This window comes from Phaeobacter sp. JH20_37 (genome assembly GCF_048056015.1).
Lineage (GTDB): Bacteria > Pseudomonadota > Alphaproteobacteria > Rhodobacterales > Rhodobacteraceae > Phaeobacter > Phaeobacter bryozoorum.
In genome coordinates this window covers 18,417-36,366 of record NZ_JAYMWW010000014.1, presented here as the reverse complement: position 1 = coordinate 36,366, position 17,950 = coordinate 18,417, and the positions used below count along the sequence as shown (strand labels likewise).

At 61.9% G+C, this 17,950-nt stretch carries 18 protein-coding genes; 9 read left to right on the top strand and 9 right to left on the bottom strand.

All coding sequences use genetic code 11. The features are described from left to right. The first annotated feature begins 56 nt into the window (after positions 1 to 56). The 3 genes from VWZ87_RS11485 to VWZ87_RS11475 are packed head-to-tail and all read left to right on the top strand — an operon-like array spanning position 57 to position 2,491. Entirely contained in the window at positions 57 to 989 is a 933-nt protein-coding gene (locus VWZ87_RS11485) for a bifunctional riboflavin kinase/FAD synthetase (RefSeq protein WP_416534991.1), read from the top strand. Continuing rightward, positions 986 to 1,456: a YcgN family cysteine cluster protein gene (locus VWZ87_RS11480; RefSeq protein ID WP_340546244.1), complete on the top strand. Its 471-nt coding sequence runs from the start codon at positions 986 to 988 to the stop codon at positions 1,454 to 1,456. Before VWZ87_RS11485 ends, VWZ87_RS11480 begins: the two co-directional genes overlap by 4 nt. Beyond that, complete coding sequence (locus VWZ87_RS11475) at positions 1,457 to 2,491, top strand: threonine aldolase family protein (protein ID WP_416534990.1); 1,035 nt, start codon at positions 1,457 to 1,459, stop codon at positions 2,489 to 2,491. Positions 2,492 to 2,558: 67 nt separating this feature from the next. On the opposite strand, the gene VWZ87_RS11470 is transcribed toward VWZ87_RS11475, so the two are convergent. Further along, positions 2,559 to 3,461: a LysR family transcriptional regulator gene (locus VWZ87_RS11470; protein ID WP_416601042.1), complete on the bottom strand. Its 903-nt coding sequence runs from the start codon at positions 3,459 to 3,461 to the stop codon at positions 2,559 to 2,561. 92 nt (positions 3,462 to 3,553) lie between these two features. Between VWZ87_RS11470 and VWZ87_RS11465 the strand changes: the two genes are divergently transcribed. Continuing rightward, complete coding sequence (locus VWZ87_RS11465) at positions 3,554 to 3,982, top strand: hypothetical protein (protein WP_340546247.1); 429 nt, start codon at positions 3,554 to 3,556, stop codon at positions 3,980 to 3,982. Between the two features lie 114 nt (positions 3,983 to 4,096). Here the strand turns inward: VWZ87_RS11465 and VWZ87_RS11460 are convergent, their stop codons facing one another. Then, positions 4,097 to 4,951 carry an alpha/beta fold hydrolase gene (locus tag VWZ87_RS11460; RefSeq protein WP_416534988.1) on the bottom strand — a complete coding sequence of 285 codons (855 nt, stop codon included), beginning with the start codon at positions 4,949 to 4,951 and terminating at the stop codon, positions 4,097 to 4,099. 215 nt (positions 4,952 to 5,166) lie between these two features. Between VWZ87_RS11460 and VWZ87_RS11455 the strand changes: the two genes are divergently transcribed. Continuing rightward, the gene (locus tag VWZ87_RS11455) at positions 5,167 to 6,186 is read left to right on the top strand and encodes a ribose-phosphate pyrophosphokinase (protein WP_340546248.1); all 1,020 of its coding nucleotides are present in this window, start codon (positions 5,167 to 5,169) and stop codon (positions 6,184 to 6,186) included. A 138-nt stretch (positions 6,187 to 6,324) separates the two neighbouring features. Beyond that, positions 6,325 to 6,702, top strand: a complete 378-nt coding sequence (locus VWZ87_RS11450) for a GFA family protein (RefSeq protein WP_340546249.1) — start codon at positions 6,325 to 6,327, stop codon at positions 6,700 to 6,702. Here VWZ87_RS11450 and VWZ87_RS11445 read toward each other — a convergent pair. From VWZ87_RS11445 to VWZ87_RS11415, 7 genes are all read right to left on the bottom strand, one after another. Further along, positions 6,699 to 7,049 (bottom strand): H-type lectin domain-containing protein, encoded by a 351-nt coding sequence (locus VWZ87_RS11445; RefSeq protein ID WP_340546250.1) that lies wholly within the window; start codon positions 7,047 to 7,049, stop codon positions 6,699 to 6,701. The genes VWZ87_RS11450 and VWZ87_RS11445 overlap by 4 nt on opposite strands. A 183-nt stretch (positions 7,050 to 7,232) precedes the next feature. Beyond that, on the bottom strand, positions 7,233 to 7,646 hold the full coding sequence (locus VWZ87_RS11440) for a F0F1 ATP synthase subunit epsilon (RefSeq protein WP_340546251.1): 414 nt from the start codon (positions 7,644 to 7,646) through the stop codon (positions 7,233 to 7,235). An 11-nt stretch (positions 7,647 to 7,657) separates the two neighbouring features. Then, the gene (atpD, locus tag VWZ87_RS11435; RefSeq protein WP_340546252.1) at positions 7,658 to 9,082 is read right to left on the bottom strand and encodes a F0F1 ATP synthase subunit beta; all 1,425 of its coding nucleotides are present in this window, start codon (positions 9,080 to 9,082) and stop codon (positions 7,658 to 7,660) included. Positions 9,083 to 9,102: 20 nt separating this feature from the next. Further along, positions 9,103 to 9,984 (bottom strand): F0F1 ATP synthase subunit gamma, encoded by an 882-nt coding sequence (locus VWZ87_RS11430; RefSeq protein ID WP_340546253.1) that lies wholly within the window; start codon positions 9,982 to 9,984, stop codon positions 9,103 to 9,105. Between the two features lie 14 nt (positions 9,985 to 9,998). Continuing rightward, positions 9,999 to 11,537: a F0F1 ATP synthase subunit alpha gene (gene atpA, locus VWZ87_RS11425; protein ID WP_340546254.1), complete on the bottom strand. Its 1,539-nt coding sequence runs from the start codon at positions 11,535 to 11,537 to the stop codon at positions 9,999 to 10,001. Next, a complete protein-coding gene (locus VWZ87_RS11420) occupies positions 11,538 to 12,098 on the bottom strand; it encodes a F0F1 ATP synthase subunit delta (RefSeq protein ID WP_340546255.1) in 561 nt (186 codons plus the stop codon). Positions 12,099 to 12,682: 584 nt separating this feature from the next. Next, positions 12,683 to 13,429: a class I SAM-dependent methyltransferase gene (locus VWZ87_RS11415; RefSeq protein ID WP_340546256.1), complete on the bottom strand. Its 747-nt coding sequence runs from the start codon at positions 13,427 to 13,429 to the stop codon at positions 12,683 to 12,685. Between the two features lie 65 nt (positions 13,430 to 13,494). Between VWZ87_RS11415 and gloB the strand changes: the two genes are divergently transcribed. From gloB to VWZ87_RS11400, 3 genes are all read left to right on the top strand, one after another. After that, complete coding sequence (gene gloB / locus VWZ87_RS11410; protein WP_416534987.1) at positions 13,495 to 14,268, top strand: hydroxyacylglutathione hydrolase; 774 nt, start codon at positions 13,495 to 13,497, stop codon at positions 14,266 to 14,268. Positions 14,269 to 14,450: 182 nt separating this feature from the next. Beyond that, on the top strand, positions 14,451 to 16,772 hold the full coding sequence (gene clpA / locus VWZ87_RS11405) for an ATP-dependent Clp protease ATP-binding subunit ClpA (protein ID WP_340546258.1): 2,322 nt from the start codon (positions 14,451 to 14,453) through the stop codon (positions 16,770 to 16,772). Between the two features lie 6 nt (positions 16,773 to 16,778). Then, the gene (locus VWZ87_RS11400; protein ID WP_416534986.1) at positions 16,779 to 17,744 is read left to right on the top strand and encodes a M23 family metallopeptidase; all 966 of its coding nucleotides are present in this window, start codon (positions 16,779 to 16,781) and stop codon (positions 17,742 to 17,744) included. Positions 17,745 to 17,950 lie beyond the last annotated feature (206 nt).

Here is a 17,950-nt window from a genome sequence, read left to right as displayed (position 1 = left end):
TGGCGCCCCGTGGCATGGCTCTTGCAAGCGCGCCCCGGCGCAGCTAGGCAGTGGCCATGCGCATTATCCGTGACTTTCAATTCGTAGATCCAAAGGATCGTGGGGCCGCTGCCGCCATCGGCAATTTCGATGGTGTCCATCGCGGCCATCAATCGGTCATCGACCTGGCCCGCGACGCTGTGCCCGAGGCGCCGCTCGGGGTCCTGACCTTCGAACCTCACCCGCGGGAGTTCTTCGCCCCCGATGCCCCGCCGTTTCGCCTGATGTCGGCCGAAGCCCGGGCATCGCGGCTGGAAAAACTGGGGGTGGAGCGTCTCTACCAGTTGAATTTCAATGCCGCCCTCTCCGGTCTCACGCCCGAGGGCTTTGCCCGCAAGGTGATTGCCGACGGTCTAGGCCTGCGTCATGTCGTCGTCGGCTCGGATTTCTGTTTCGGCAAGGGTCGCGCCGGCTCTGCCGACGATCTCCAGCGTTTTGGCGACCAGATGGGGTTCGGCGTCACCGTGGCGCCGCTGATGGAATATTCCGAGGACACGGTCTCCTCCACCGCCATCCGCCGCGCGCTCAGCGACGGGCGGCCGCGCGATGCCGCCAATATGCTCGGCCATTGGCACCGGATCGAAGGCGAGGTCATTGGCGGCGAACAACGCGGCCGCGAATTGGGCTATCCCACGGCGAACATGTCGATCGACGGGCTGCATCAGCCCGCCTTTGGCGTCTATGCCGTTCTGGTCGATGTGCTGGATGGCCCTTATCGGGGCAGCTATCATGGCGCCGCCTCCGTCGGAGTACGCCCGATGTTCGATGGCAGCCATCCCAATATTGAAACCTTCCTGTTCGATTTCACCGGCAACCTCTATGGCGCGACGCTGTCTGTGGGGCTGGTCGAATACCTGCGCCCGGAAATGACCTTTGACGGGCTGGAGGGGCTGCTGGCCCAGATGGACGCTGATTGCATCACGGCGCGCCAGCTGTTGGCGGCGCTATGAGCCAGGGCATTGACCGCAACGGGCTGGGCAAGCGCTTCTGGGAAAAGAAGCCGCTGACAAAGCTCAACAATCGCGAGTGGGAAGCGCTCTGCGATGGCTGTGGCAAATGCTGCCTGAACAAGCTGGAGGATGAAGACAGCGGCGAAGTGGCGCTGACCCGGGTTGCCTGCCGTCTGCTGGATGATGCCACCTGCCGCTGCGCCCACTACGAGAACCGCCATCAGTTTGTCCCCGAATGTATCGTGCTGAAGCCCGACAATCTGGACACCCACGCCTATTGGATGCCACAGACCTGCGCCTATCGCCTGCTCTGGGAAGGCAAGCCGCTGCCCGACTGGCACCCGCTGATCACCGGTGATCCCGCAAGCGTGCATGAGGCCGGTGTCTCGGTGCGGGGCTGGACCGTATCGGAATTCGACACTCCCGAAGAAGACTGGGAAGAGCATATAATCGAGGAGCCGCTCTAAATGCATTTCGCCTCTGACAACTCCGGTCCGGCCAATCCTGAAATTCTGGCAGCCCTTGCAACGGCCAACACTGGCTATGCCATGGGCTACGGTGCAGATGACGAGATGGCACAGGTCACCACCCGCATCCGCGAGATCTTTGACGCCCCGGACGCAGCGATCTACCTCGTCGCAACCGGCACGGCCGCCAATGTACTGGCCCTTTCGACCCTGTCGCAGCCCTGGCAGACGCTGTTCTGCACCCGACAGGCCCATATCAACGTCGATGAATGCAACGGGCCTGAGTTCTACACCGGCGGCGCCAAGCTGACGCTGGTGACCGATGCTGACAAGATGACCCCCGCCGATCTGCGCCAAGCCCTTGAGGGCGAGGAAAATCGCGGCGTCCACGGGCCGCAGCGCGGTCCCGTCTCGATCACGCAGGTGACGGAATTTGGCACGGTCTATTCGGTCGAAGAGCTGCGCGCGCTCTGCGAGGTTGCAAAATCCTACGGTCTGCCGGTGCATCTGGATGGTGCACGTTTCACCAATGCGCTGGTGACGCTGGGCTGCACCGCCGCCGAGATGACCTGGAAAGCAGGCGTGGATGCGGTGTCTTTTGGCGGCACCAAAAACGGCTGCATGGGGGTTGAGGCGGTGATCTTCTTTGACCCTGCCAAAGCTCAGGAGTTCGAATATCGCCGCAAACGCGGGGCGCATCTGTTCTCCAAGCATCGCTATCTGTCAGCGCAGATGCTGGCCTATCTGACTGATGATCTCTGGCTGCACAACGCCCGCGCGGCAAATGCCAAGGCAGCGCGTCTGGCGGCAGGGTTGCGCAGCAGAGGCGCCCGGTTCAGCCATGATCCGCAGGCCAACATGATCTTTGCCGCCCTGCCACGCGCCACCCACCAGAGGCTGTTCGACGCCGGCGCGGTCTATCACCTTTGGGACGGCGGCCTGGAAGGCGCAGCGGACGAAGAGGTCACCGCGCGGTTCGTCTGCGACTGGTCCATAGAAGACGACCAGATAGACGCGTTTCTCGCGCTTCTCTGACACATATCGCGGTTGGGCCGCCACCTCCCAATGGGACGCCGGTTTGCCGCCCACCGGCGGCTCCCGGTCACATCGGCTCAGCGGTCATCGCAGGCCCGCCACCCGGAGCGCTGCCACCCCCGGCGCCAGCACCCATGAAGCTCTGGCGGCTCAGGAAATGCCGCGCCATAGCGTCGGCAAATCCTGTTTTGCGATAGCCGACACCAACCACCCGAGTTACCGGGTCGACGTCCGAAATCTCCCGCAGCACAATGCCCCTGTGAGCATCGCCATGGGACATTGGCATCAGCGCCATTCCCAAACCGGCAGCCACCAGATCCATCAGCTGGGCATCATGTATTGCGCTGGCCGCCACCCGCAGCCCCGTCCCGCCGTCATCCCGCGCCAGTTCAGCCAGATACCGGTCCGCGCTGGGGCAATAGGGGCGCGCAATCAGGGCCTCATCCGCAAGATCTGCCAGCGTCAGCTGCGGTTTTGCCACCAGAGGATGCCCAGAGGGCAGACCGAGACCATAGCGCTCCTGCCAGAGCGGATGAAAACCGCAGCCCCGTGGCAGACAGCTCTCAGCCGCAAAATGCAGATCCGCCTGCGTGGGATCCTCGGTAAACTGAAACTGCGCCTGTGGTTCCGCCCGCCGGATCCGGGCCAGCCCATCCTCAAATGCCGCCATCAAGACGTCGGGCGCGCAGAACACCCTTACCGTTTGCTCGACATGCCCCTTTAGCCGCGCCTCAAGCTGGCTCATCTGCGCCAGCACCCCACCTGCCTGCTGATAGAGTTCATGCCCGAGCGCGGTTGGCGTCAGACCATCCCGGCCGCGCCGAAACACCGGGCCGCCATACCGTTGCTCAAGTCGGGCAATTGCCGCCGAGACCGAGGGCTGGCGCACATCGCAGGCCCGTGCCGCAGCACTGAAGGTTCCCATTTCATAGGCAGCCCGGAAATATCGTAGCGGTGTCAGATCATCCATAGCTTCAAACTATAACATGGATAGCCTCCAGAGCAATTCCCTATAGTCGGTATCTTTGCCATCCTGTCGGCACCACTCAACAGGAGAGCATCATGTCCGCAACCACCCTCGCCCCCGCGCCCCAAGCCACAACCGCCCCCGAAATCGAGCAGTTGCTGCGCCTGTTCGAGGCAGGCGACCCCGCCCTGATGGGCTTTATCGCGCCGGATATCGATTTTCGCATCGACCATTACCGCGACAGCGATGGCGTCGACGTCAGCTGGCAACAGGCCACCGATATCGAGGGCTTTGGCGTGATCCTGTCCCGGCTTGGCCCCGAAGTTTTCCCTCAGGGAACAAAAATCGTGGATCTGACATCACAGGATCTGGGGGATGGCTGGTATAACACCCGGTTCCAGCAGCGCTATCACTACGCGGTGCGGGATCGTATGGTGGAAAGCGTGACCTTCATCCTGTCCCATCAGAAGGACGGCAAGATTGACTATTTCCGCGAAACCGTCACCACGGTGACCGATCTCTGAGGCCAACTCACGCGCCCTGACGTCGCAAGCTGAAAAACCCGAAGCCGCCTCTGGCGCGCTTCGGGTTCTTGCTACGGGAACGCCCCCTCGGGGCCGTGCAGCATCGGCTAGGGCCTAGGCCTGCGCCAGCGCCACGTCCGGCCAGAAGCTTTGCAGCAGAGCCGCCGTCTCGGCCGGATGTGTGATCGGCAGCATATGTCCCGCCGCCTCGACCCTTCGGCAGGTCACCTCCGGCAGTCGTGCGGCAAGAGCGCGAATGACCTCATGCATGATGGGCTGGCTTTTGCCGCCATCAATCAGCAGACAGGGCATCGTCAGCAGCGCCAGCTTATCCGGTTCCAGCACGCCCAGCATATCGTCGTAGATCTGCGTATCGCAGGCCATCACCGCCGGAAAACTGCGGACCATGGCGCTGCGGGCGCTTTCGGGCAAATCTGGCCATTTCGGATGGCCTGCTCCCCAGGCCCGGTTGAACAGGCGAGTCGCCTGCTCCACATCGCCGTTGAGATAGGTTTCGCGAACGGTCATGTGGTCCCGGCGTAGCGCCTCAAGCGCCTCGGGATCGGTCGTCGTCGCTGTCCCCAGCGAAAAAAACACAGGTTCGATCATCACCAGAGAGCGCACCAGGTCAGGCCGCATCTGCGCCATTGCCAGCGCCACCGTGGCACCAAAGGAATGGCCCAGCAGGTCAATCGGCCCGTCCTTGGCAAGGTTCTCCGACTCGATCAGGGCCAGCCCGGCCTCGGCATTGCGCAGTTGCAAAAGCCCCTCACCGTCCCAATCGGGACTGCGCCCGTGCGACAGCATGTCGAAACTTGAGATCGTCACATGTTCTTCCAGAATGGTCGCCAGACCACGCCAGGCACCGGAATGGGCAAGGGAGCAATGGACTCCCAGAACCTGCCGATTGCCGCGACCAAAGGAATGGGTGACCACGGGCTGCGCCAGCCCGGCCGAGATTTCCGCCATCATGACTGCCCTTTTGCGGTCGCGATGCCACCGTCGACCAAGGTCCTTCTTCGCTGCTCCTCTGCGCAACTCCAGCAGGTTTCCCCTGCCCTGTCGTTTGCCACCATGGGCCTGTTCTCCCGCATTAAATCTAGGCGCGACGGTACGCCCATGCTAAGCGGGGTTCAACATCACGAATCTGTCACACTGCCATTGCTGCCTGGGGATAACAGCCAATGCCGACTTTGAACGAACCCAAGCTGATTGCTGGGAACGCCAATCTTCCGCTTGCCGAAACCATTACCCGCCGCATGTCGATGCACCGCGGCGTTGATCAGGGCCTCGTAGATGCCCGGGTCGAGCGGTTCAACGACGGCGAAATCTTCGTCGAGGTTTATGAGAACGTCCGCGGTGAGGACATGTTCATCATTCAGCCGACCTCGAACCCGGCCAATGACAACCTGATGGAGCTCTTGATCATCGCAGATGCCCTGCGCCGCTCCTCTGCCCAGCGTATCACCGCCGTGATCCCCTATTTCGGCTATGCCCGCCAGGACCGCCGCACCAAGGCCCGCACGCCGATCTCGGCCAAGCTGGTGGCGAATATGCTGACCGGTGCGGGAATCGAACGGGTTCTGACAATGGATCTGCACGCGGCCCAGATCCAGGGCTTCTTCGATATCCCCGTCGACAACCTCTATGCTTCGCCGATTTTTGCTCTGGATGTGAAAAACCAGTTCAAGGACAGCATGGACGAACTCATGGTCGTGTCACCGGACGTCGGCGGTGTGGCCCGCGCCCGTGAACTGGCAAAGCGCATCAACGCGCCTCTGTCGATCGTCGACAAACGCCGCGAGAAAGCCGGCGAGGTCGCCGAAATGACCGTGATTGGCGATGTCACCGACAAGATCTGCCTGATCATCGACGACATGTGCGACACAGCCGGCACCCTGTGCAAGGCGGCGCAGGTGCTGCTCGACAATGGGGCCAAGGAGGTCCACGCCTACATCACCCATGGTGTGATGAGCGGCCCGGCTGTTGAGCGCGTGACAAACTCGGTGATGAAATCGCTGGTGCTGACCGACACCATTCAGCCGACCGAAGCGGTCCTTGGCGCGCCGAATATTCGCATCCTGCCGACCGCGCCCTTGTTCACTCAGGCCATTCTCAATATCTGGCACGGCACCTCCGTGTCCTCTCTGTTCGAGGACAAGACGCTGGTTCCGATCTACGAGTCGCTGTCGCGCAACGGCTAAACCGCGCCGCCAATCGGCCAAGCTCTTTGACCCCACGCCCGGAACCCGGCGCGTGGGGTTTTTCGTCTTGCCGCTATCGACGGCACGCCGCCCAGCACGTTAGGCTTGGCGCGTGGCTTAAAGCGGGGAGGCAGGAGGATGCAGCACCATCAAGGCAGCTGCCTATGCGGCGCCATCCGTATCAGCGCCTCCGGTGCGCCGCTCCGGGTTGGCATCTGCCATTGCAGCGACTGTCGCAAGCACCATGGCGCGTTGTTCTACGCGGCTGCGATTTTCCCGGCATCGGCTGTCACTGTTGATGGCAGGCCGCAGCATTACAGGGGGCGCCATTTCTGTGGTATCTGCGGCTCGTCGGTTTTTGCCCGAAGCGGCGATGAGATCGAGCTGCATCTGGGTGCGCTCGAAACCACGGACGGGCTGCTGCCAAGCTACGAAGGCTGGTGCCTGCGCCGCGAAAGCTGGCTGCCCGCGTTTCCGGGTCTGACCCGTTTTGACCGCGACAGAGACCCGAGTTAGGGCACGTCCCAGTCATCGGCAAAGGGCAGCGTACCGATCGCCAGCCAGGAGGCCCGGATCCGCGCGACGCGGCTGTCATTCCAGGTGCGAAACACCACGTCAAATCCTTGGTGGGTGATCTTCTCGGCGACCAGCTCCGCCCGGATGGCGGCCCCTGAATCGATGTCCACCAGCGAGCTGGAGAGATGCACCGCAGGCAGCTCGGCAAAGGGCTCGGAAAAGCGCACCTCGCGGCGGCGTTCGCGCGGGCCGGTTCCGGTCCACATGCTGCCGCCATTCTCGAACTCCGAGAAGATCTCGATATCGCCCTGATCCACCCCAAGGCGGGGGCTCTGTACACGTTTCATACTGTTTCCGCCCCCTGAACCCCTGCCCGATCTCTTCCCTGCCCGCTCTGCGCACCGCCCGACCTGCGCAAAGCCTGGTGCACAGGGCGCGGGCGAGTGCGCCGCCTGTCCTGCAACTCTGCCAAAAAACAAAACCGGCCCGCAAGGGGCCGGTTTATCGTGTTTTGCCATGGCTCTGACGGATCAGAGGCTCATGTGGGTGCCCAGGGCTTCCATGTCAGCGAGCAGCTTGGCCGCGTCTTCGACGAGACCATGCGGTTGATCGGTTTCCTGCACGGTCTTGTAGGTCGTGCGGGCCTCTTCAATCAGCTCGTCCAATTGCGCGCGCGTCAGCTGGTCCATGGGGATTGCCTTTTCAGCAAGGACAGACAGACCGTCAGCGCCGATTTCAGCAAAGCCACCGGTGACCAGATATTCCGATGTGCCTTGCGGGCCTTCAACCCGCAGGACACCCGGACGCAGCGTGGTGATGGTCGGCGCATGGTTGGCCATAGCCGTCATGTCGCCTTCCGCGCCGGGGATCATTACCGCGGTCACCGGGAGCGACGCCAGGCGGCGCTCCGGGCTCACGAGGTCGAATTGCATCGTATCAGCCATCAGGGCCCTCCTTAGGCCGCGTCAGCAGCCATTTTCTCGGCTTTAGCGATCACCTCGTCGATGCCGCCAACCATGTAGAAGGCGCCTTCGGGCAGGTGGTCGTATTCGCCAGCCACAACGGCTTTGAACGACGCGATCGTGTCCTCAAGCGGAACCTGCTTGCCGTCTGCGCCGGTAAAGACCTTTGCAACGTCGAACGGCTGGGACAGGAAGCGCTGGATCTTACGCGCGCGGGTCACGGTCAGCTTGTCCTCTTCGGACAGTTCGTCCATGCCGAGGATCGCGATGATGTCCTGCAGCGACTTGTAGCGCTGAAGGATCTGCTGAACGTCGGAGGCCACAGCATAATGCTCTTCGCCCACGATGGACGGGTCCATCAGGCGCGATGTGGAGTCGAGCGGGTCAACAGCCGGGTAGATACCCAGTTCCGAGATCGAACGGTTGAGAACGGTGGTCGCGTCCAGGTGGGCAAAGGTGGTTGCCGGTGCCGGGTCGGTAAGGTCGTCCGCGGGAACATACACAGCCTGGATCGAGGTGATCGAGCCGTTCTTGGTGGAGGTAATGCGTTCCTGCATCGCACCCATGTCGGTGGCCAGCGTCGGCTGGTAGCCCACAGCCGAAGGAATACGGCCGAGCAGAGCCGAAACCTCGGAACCCGCCTGGGTGAAGCGGAAGATGTTGTCCACGAAGAACAGAACGTCGGTGCCCGACTGGTCACGGAACTGTTCCGCCAGGGTCAGACCGGTCAGAGCAACACGGGCACGCGCACCCGGAGGCTCGTTCATCTGGCCGTAAACCAGGGCCACCTGCGATTCTTCCAGGTTATCGGGCTTGATAACGTTGGATTCGATCATCTCGTGGTAGAGGTCGTTGCCTTCACGGGTCCGCTCACCAACACCGGCGAACACGGAGAAGCCCGAGTGCACTTTTGCGATGTTGTTGATCAGTTCCATGATCAGAACGGTTTTGCCAACGCCGGCGCCGCCGAACAGACCAATTTTACCACCCTTGGCGTAGGGGGCCAGCAGGTCGATCACCTTGATGCCGGTTACCAGCACTTCGGATTCGGTGGACTGGTCGCTGAACTCGGGTGCGGGCTGGTGGATCGAACGGGTCTCCGCTGCGTTCACCGGGCCCTGCTCGTCCACGGGCTCACCCACGACGTTCAGGATGCGGCCCAGGGTCGCGTTGCCGACGGGGATCGAGATCGGTGCGCCGGTGTCGGCAACAGCCTGACCGCGAACCAGACCTTCGGTCGCGTCCATAGCGATCGTACGGACGGTGTTTTCACCGAGGTGCTGGGCAACTTCCAGAACCAGGGTCTTACCATTGTTGTCGGTGGTCAGCGCGTTCAAGATCGCCGGCAGGTGGCCGTCGAATTGCACGTCCACAACGGCGCCGATGATCTGGGTCACCTTGCCTTTTGCATTTGCCATGTTTCGTCTCCGGTTTTCTTTTAGAGCGCCTCGGCGCCCGAAATAATTTCAATCAGCTCGTTGGTGATCACGGCCTGACGCGAGCGGTTGAACTCGATGGTCAGCTTGTCGATCATCTCGCCCGCGTTGCGGGTCGCGTTGTCCATCGCGCTCATCCGGGCACCCTGTTCGGAGGCCCCATTTTCCAGCAGCGCTGCAAAGATCTGCGTTGCGACGCCGCGCGGCAGCAGGTCGGCCAGAATGGCCTCTTCGCTGGGCTCGTAGTCATAAACCGCAGAGCTGGTCGCAGCCGCGTCTTCCGTGGCATCGAACGACGCCGGGATCACCTGCTGGGCTGTCGGCACCTGGGTCACAACGTTCACGAACCGCGCATAAAAGAGCGTCGCAACGTCGAATTCCCCGGCATCAAAGCGGGCCAGAACGTCCTTGGCGATGTCCTGCGCATTGGCATAGCCAACACGTTTGACGTCGCTCAGATCCACGTGGCCGACAAAATATTCGCCAAGGTCGCGCTTCATCGCGTCCCGGCCTTTTTTGCCGACTGTCAGGATCTTGACAGTCTTACCCGCCGCCTTCAGCGCCTGGGCTTCCACCCGGGCCAGCTTGGCGATGTTGGAATTGAAGCCCCCGCAAAGCCCGCGTTCGGCGGTCAGCACGACCAGGAGATGAACCTGGTCGCTACCGGTGCCGGCAAGCAGTTTGGGTGCAGAATCGCTGCCACCGACAGATGCGGCGAGCCCGGCCATAACGGCGTTGAACCGTTCGGCATAGGGACGTGCATCTTCGGCGGCCTCTTGGGCGCGGCGCAGTTTTGCGGCCGCGACCATCTGCATGGCCTTGGTGATCTTGCGGGTCGATTTGACCGACGCGATCCTGTTTTTAAGGTCTTTAAGGTTAGGCAACGCCTGATCCCCCCTTAAGCGAAGTCAGCTGCGAACGCGTCCAGAGCTGCTTTGATCTTGTCGGCTGCATCACCCTTGATCTTCGGGTCTTCGTTGGTGATCCAATCCAGCAGGTCCTGGTGCTTGCTGCGCAGATGCGCCAGCAGGCCAGCCTCGTAACGGCCGACTGCTTTCACGTCGACTTTGTCGAGGTAACCGTTGGTACCTGCAAAGATCACACAAACGATCTCGGCGTTGGTCAGCGGTGCGTACTGCGGCTGTTTCATCAGCTCGGTCAGGCGGGCACCACGGTTCAGCAGCTGCTGGGTCGCGGCGTCCAGATCGGAGCCGAACTGAGCAAAGGCTGCCATTTCGCGGTACTGAGCCAGTTCCAGCTTAACCGGACCAGCAACGGATTTCATTGCATTGGTCTGAGCCGAGGAGCCCACACGCGACACCGACAGACCGGTGTTCACAGCAGGACGGATGCCCTGATAGAACAGTTCGGTTTCCAGGAAGATCTGACCGTCGGTGATGGAGATCACGTTGGTCGGAATAAACGCGGACACGTCGCCGCCCTGGGTTTCGATCACGGGCAGCGCGGTCAGCGAGCCGGCACCGAATTCTTCGTTCAGCTTCGCGGAACGCTCCAGCAGGCGGGAGTGCAGGTAGAAAACGTCACCAGGATAGGCTTCACGGCCCGGCGGACGACGCAGCAGCAGCGACATCTGGCGATAGGCCACGGCCTGCTTGGAGAGGTCATCATAAACGATCAGCGCGTGCTTGCCGCTGTCGCGGAAGTATTCGGCCATCGCGGTCGCGGCGTAAGGCGCCAGGAACTGCATCGGAGCCGGTTCGGACGCGGTTGCGGCAACCACGATCGAGTATTCCATCGCACCGGTTTCTTCCAGCTTCTTCACCAGCTGGGCCACGGTCGAGCGCTTCTGGCCGATCGCGACGTAAACACAGTACAGTTTCTTGGATTCATCATCACCAGCGGCGTCGTTGTAGACTTTCTGGTTCAGGATGGCGTCCAGCGCAACGGCGGTTTTACCGGTCTGACGGTCACCAATGATCAGCTCTCGCTGGCCACGGCCAATCGGGATCATCGCGTCAACCGATTTCAGGCCGGTTGCCATCGGCTCGTGAACCGATTTACGCGGGATGATGCCCGGTGCCTTCACGTCGGCAACCTTGCGTTCGGACGCGTTGATCGGACCCTTGCCGTCCAGCGGGTTGCCCAGACCGTCGACTACGCGGCCGAGGAGCTCGGGGCCAGCGGGAACGTCCACGATGGAGTTGGTGCGCTTGACGGTGTCACCTTCTTTGATGTCACGGTCGGAGCCGAAGATAACGATACCGACGTTGTCGGATTCGAGGTTCAGCGCCATGCCCATGATGCCGCCGGGGAATTCGACCATCTCGCCGGCCTGGACATTGTCGAGACCGTAGACGCGGGCAATACCGTCACCAACGGACAGCACGCGGCCAATTTCTGCCACCTCGGCTTCTTGACCAAAATTCTTGATCTGGTCTTTCAGGATCGCAGAAATTTCTGCTGCTTGGATACCCATTTATCCGACCTCTTTCATTGCGTTCTGTAGGGAGTTGAGCTTGGAGCGGATCGAACTGTCGATCATCTTCGAGCCCACTTTAACGACAAGACCGCCAATGATGCTTTCATCGACGGTTGCATTGATCACGACCTTTTTCCCGGTGCGTTCGGCCAGTGTCTTGGCCAGCTTTTCGCTCTGGGTCTTGGTCAGCGCCTTTGCCGACGTGACATCGGCGGTAATCTCACCACGGGTTTCGGCCAGGCGTGCGCGCAGAGCCTCAAGCAGCGCAGGCACCACAAACAGGCGGCGCTTTTCGGCCATCAGCGACAGCGCATTTGCCAGAACCGGGGCCAGGCCCATTTTCTTGGCAATTGCGGTGATCGCAGCCCCCTGCTCCTGACGCGACACCAGGGGTGACGTGATCAGGTCGCGGAGATCTTCACTATCCGCCAGCGCGGCAGACAGGTCATTGATGCTGGTTTCAAGGCTATCAAGCGCCTTGCTCTCTTCGGCGATCTCAAAGATCGCGGTGGCATAGCGCGCGGCAATGCCTGCGGAGATCGAAGCTGGTTCGGACACGTCCACCCTTCCGATATTGGCCCCGGTTGGCTAACCCTTGCAGGTGGCGTCCGGGGGCGTGAGGTCTCCCCACAATCTGGTGGGGCGTCAAAATCAGCGTGGATGTAGCAGAGCGTTGGCAACCTATCAACTGCCTTGGACAGCGAGGTAAAAAAGGAAGTTTCAAGCGTTTTCAAGTGATTAGGCAATAACACTCGATGAAACGACAGAACATGCGTCAAAAAAACCGACTTTAGGCGTCAATTTTGCGATTCCAAATCAGCAAAAATCACGCCCTGAGGACAAAAAAACCTCCAAACCGTCGAAAACGAGCACTGAAAGCGCGATTTTGAACCATATGCGGGGAATCAAGCACCAGAGCACCCGAAGCCGCCTTCCGCAAGGTCATCCTGCGCCACCTGCCAAAGATTAAGAACCGCCTATTTCATAGCCTCTCATCGCGCCCCATTTTGCGCCACCTGTCCAGCCCGCAGACGTCGCGACGCGGCGTCGTTTGCAGGCGACCTGCCGTCACCCTGTGCATATGCCGCAAACGACATCGACGACCGCCCGGACGCATCCGCCCGCCCCTGAAATCGCCCCCGTCACGCCGGTTCGGGCATCGGATTGGACAACCCTTCCAGCACCCGGATCGGGTTGGGACGGCGCAGGCGGGTCATCTCGCCGCGCTGGACATGCACCTGCTTGCTGACCTCCACCAGAAACGCACCGCCCCCCAGCATCGCCGGAAGACGATCCCCCATCCGCTCAAACAAAGGCCCGGACTTCAGCCAGAAGCGGCGCTGACTGGGCGGCAGATAAAGCGCGGCTGAGTGCCGCTCGACGGTGAACTGATGCAGGCGCAGCTGATTTTCCACCTGGCTCAGCGTATAGGGGCGGCCAAAGCCAAACGGGGTCACATCCGAGCGCGCCCAGAGACCGGCACGGTTGGGCACCACAAAGACGGCGCGCCCCCCCGGTCCCAGCACCCGCCAGCATTCCTCCAGCAGATGCGACGGCCGGTCCGAGGTCTCCAGCCCGTGCAGCAGCACCAGCCGATCCACATGCCCGGTTTCAATCGGCCAGGAGGTCTCTTCGCAGAGCACCGAAACATTGGGCAGCCCGGCCGGCCATTGCATCACCCCCTGCGGCCCGGGCATCAGCGCAATCACCCGCCGTGCCTCCGCCAGATAGGGGCGCAGCAGCGGTGCCGCAAACCCAAACCCCGCGACCGTCAGCCCGGCCGCCTCGGGCCATAGTTCCAGCAGCCGACCGCGGATCGACGCCTGCGCCGCCCGCCCCAGGGTGCTGCGATAGTAGAAATTCCTCAGATCCTGAACATCAACATGCATTGCGGGCGTCCGTTGCTTGGGCCAATCTGAGGCCAGTCGCCGTCAGTTTACCCATCGAGAAGCGAATGACCATGCCCCTTGAAATCGTCACCCTGCCCTGCCTGTCCGACAACTATGCCTTTTTGCTGCACAATGCGGCCACCGGTCAGACCGCGCTGGTTGATGCGCCGGAAGCGGAGGCCATCAAGTCGGAGCTAGACAGGCGCGGCTGGGGGCTGGATCAGATCCTGCTGACTCACCACCACTGGGATCATATCGACGGGGTCGCCGACCTGCGTGCATCCTATGACTGCCAGATCGTCGGCGCGCGCGCCGATGCCCATCGCCTGCCGGATCTAGATCTGGCGGTGGCCGAGGGAGAGACCTTCAGCTGCCTCGGCGAGGAGGTCCATGTGCTGGATGTCTCTGGCCATACCCTCGGCCATATTGCCTTTCACCTCCCGGCGTCCTCAGCGGTTTTCACAGCCGACAGCCTGATGGCGCTGGGATGTGGCCGCCTGTTTGAGGGGACTGCCGACCAGATGTGGCAGAGCCTGCAGAAACTCGCCGCCCTGCCCCGCGACACCACGGTCTATTCCGGCCATGAATACACCCAGTCCAATGCCCGCTTCGCGCTCACCATCGACCCGGACAACCCGGCGCTGCAACAGCGCTGCGCGGCGATTGATGCGGACCGTGCAGAAGGGCGACCAACAGTCCCGTCACGCCTGCAAGAGGAGCTGGACACCAACCCGTTCCTGCGGGCCCATCTCGACAGCGTCAAGGATGCCCTTGGCATGGGCGGGGCGCCGGCGACCAAGGTCTTTGCTGAAATCCGGGCGCGAAAGGACAAGTTTTAACCGCCCCGGCTGCCGTTTCACGGCACAGTCACGAGAAATGTGACAAGAAATTGCAAGAAAGAACTTGAAGCCGGGCACGTATCAACCAAACTCTAATACTATCAGGACATGGTTGGACTGTGGAAGGCTAGGCATCCGTCCCACAGCCTCAACGCCAACCCAAGACCAAGAGGAGCACGCCCGTGCCTTCATTCTCGAGCACTTTGGAACAGGCCATTCACGCCGCGCTTGCGCTGGCAAACGAACGGCGTCACGAATTCGCAACCCTGGAGCATCTGCTTCTGGCCCTGCTGGATGAGCCGGACGCGGCCCGCGTCATGCGCGCCTGCAGTGTCGACCTCACCGAATTGCGTGCAACCCTTGTCGAATTTGTCGATGAGGATCTAGCCAATCTGGTCACCGACATCGACGGCTCCGAAGCGGTACCGACCGCGGCCTTCCAGCGCGTGATCCAGCGCGCCGCCATCCATGTTCAAAGCTCCGGCCGGACCGAGGTGACGGGCGCCAATGTGCTGGTCGCCATCTTCGCCGAGCGCGAGAGCGACGCGGCCTACTTCCTGCAGGATCAGGACATGACCCGCTATGACGCGGTGAATTTCATCGCCCATGGCGTGGCCAAGGATCCGGCCTTTGGTGAGTCCCGGCCCGTCACCGGCTCCCCCGAAGTCGAGGAAGAGCCCCAGCCCACCACCGAGGGCGACAAGAAAGAGAGCGCGCTGGCGAAATACTGCGTCGATCTCAATGAAAAATCGCGCGAGGGCGACATTGACCCGCTGATCGGGCGCAGCCACGAGGTTGAGCGCTGCATCCAGGTTCTGTGCCGCCGCCGCAAGAACAACCCGCTTCTGGTTGGCGATCCCGGCGTTGGCAAGACCGCCATCGCCGAAGGCCTGGCGCGCAAGATTGTCGCCGGTGAGACGCCCGAGGTTCTGTCGGAAACCACCATCTACTCGCTGGATATGGGCGCGCTGCTGGCGGGCACCCGCTACCGCGGCGATTTCGAGGAACGTCTGAAAGCCGTCGTTACCGAGCTGGAAGATCACCCCGATGCAGTTCTGTTCATTGACGAAATCCACACGGTGATCGGCGCAGGCGCCACCTCCGGCGGGGCCATGGACGCGTCCAACCTGCTGAAACCCGCGCTTCAGGGCGGCAAGCTGCGCACCATGGGCTCCACCACCTACAAGGAGTTCCGCCAGCATTTCGAGAAGGACCGCGCGCTGTCCCGCCGGTTCCAGAAAATTGATGTGAATGAACCGTCGGTCGAGGATTCTATCGAGATCCTGAAAGGGCTGAAACCCTATTTCGAGGACCATCACGGCATCCGCTTTACCAGCGATGCGATCAAATCTGCGGTGGAGCTCTCCGCCCGCTACATCAATGATCGCAAACTGCCGGACAAGGCGATTGACGTCATCGACGAGGCCGGTGCCGCACAGCATCTGGTGGTCGAAAGCAAACGCCGCAAAACCATCGGTGTGAAGGAGATCGAAGCGGTTGTCGCCAAGATCGCCCGCATCCCGCCCAAAAACGTCTCCAAGGACGACGCCGAGGTGCTGAAGGATCTGGAGCGCTCGCTGAAACGGGTGGTCTTTGGTCAGGACAACGCGATCGAGGCGCTGTCCAGCGCCATCAAACTGGCCCGTGCCGGTCTGCGCGAACCGGAAAAACCCATCGGCAACTATCTCTTTGCAGGCCCAACCGGCGTCGGCAAGACAGAGGTCGCCAAACAGCTCGCCGATACGCTGGGTGTGGAGCTTCTGCGGTTTGACATGTCCGAATACATGGAGAAACACGCGGTTTCCCGCCTGATCGGCGCGCCTCCGGGCTATGTCGGTTTTGATCAGGGCGGGCTGTTGACCGATGGTGTTGACCAGCATCCCCACTGCGTGCTGCTGCTGGATGAGATCGAAAAGGCGCACCCGGATGTGTTCAACATCCTGTTGCAGGTCATGGATAATGGCCAGCTGACCGATCACAACGGCCGCACCGTGAACTTCCGCAATGTCGTGCTGATCATGACCTCGAATGCCGGCGCATCCGAGCAGGCAAAGGCCGCCATCGGCTTTGGTCGTGACCGCCGCGAAGGCGAGGATACAGCCGCCATCGAACGCACGTTCACCCCGGAGTTCCGCAACCGTCTGGACGCGGTGATCTCCTTTGCACCGCTGCCCAAGGACGTCATCCTGCAGGTGGTCGAGAAATTTGTCCTGCAACTGGAAGCCCAGCTGATGGACCGCAATGTCTCGATCGAACTCACCCGCAAGGCGGCAGAATGGCTGGCTGACAAAGGCTACGACGACCGCATGGGCGCGCGTCCTCTGGGCCGTGTCATTCAGGAGCACATCAAGAAACCGCTGGCGGAAGAGCTGCTGTTTGGCAAACTCTCCAAGGGGGGCCTGGTCAAGGTCGGCATTAAGGATGGCAAACTGGATCTCAGGATCGAAGGCCCGGCCAAGCCTCGCATCTCGGGGGACAGGCCGCCGCTGCTTACGGCCGAGTAACAGCCAATGCGTCTTCTGCCCCTGGCATTTCTCTCCTCGCTCGCCGCGCCCGTCGCGGCGAGCGATCTCGTTCTGGACTGGCCGGTCGATTGTACCCTCGGCGACAGCTGCCAGATCCAGCAATATGTCGATCGCGCCATCGGACCGGCGACACAGGATTTCACCTGCAATCCCCTCACCTATGACGGCCACAAGGGTACGGATATCGCCCTGCCCTATCTCAGCGACATGGAGGCCGGCGTCACTGTCTTTGCCGCGGCGGATGGCACCGTGGTCGGCAGCCGCGACGGGATGGAGGACCGCTATTCCAGCGGGCCGGACGACCCCGCGATCGAGGGGCGGGAATGTGGAAACGGGGTTCTGCTGCGCCACGGCGGCGGCTGGGAAACTCAGTATTGCCACATGAAACGTGGGTCCATCCAGGTCAGCTCCGGCGACAGGGTCACGGCCGGCACACCGCTTGGGGAAATCGGCCTCTCCGGCAACACCCAGTTTCCCCATCTGCATCTTTCCGTGCGCAAGGATGGTATCACCATAGACCCCTTTGGCCCCCGGATGGAGCAGGGCTGCGGTGCCGACATCGGCGCGCCGCTCTGGGCCGAGGAGATCACCTATCAGGCCGGCGGCTTTCTGGGCAGCGGCTTTGCCGACCATGTTCCGAAATTTGCCGCGATCAAGGCCGGGATCGCCGATCAGTCGCCGCTGGCATCCGGCAGCGGCGCAATCGTGTTCTGGGCCTATGCCTTCGGCGCCCGCAGCGGTGACCATCTGGTGCTGCGTATCGACGGGCCGCAGGGCGCCCTGCTGGAGCAGACCGAACCGCTGGAAAAAACCCAAGCGCAGCTGTACCGCGCCGCGGGCAAACGGATCCGTGGATCGGGGCTGCAACCCGGCCGCTACATCGCAACCGCGACACTGCTGCGCGACGGCCAGGTCGTAGATGATCAGCGCCAGGAAATGACGGTGAAATAGGGCTTCACCGACACGGCGGGGCCAAGCCCTCTTGGCCTTGCCGCTCTCAGCGGCTAATCTGCTGCCACGGTCGGCAGACACCGAGGCGTCGCTGCTCCCGCATGGGAGAGCTAAACCTGCCATATCACCGAACGGTTTCCATTGCAGATGGCGCCGCGTCGTCAGGACAGCGACCAACGACCCGCACAGGCGCCGATTGGATGCAA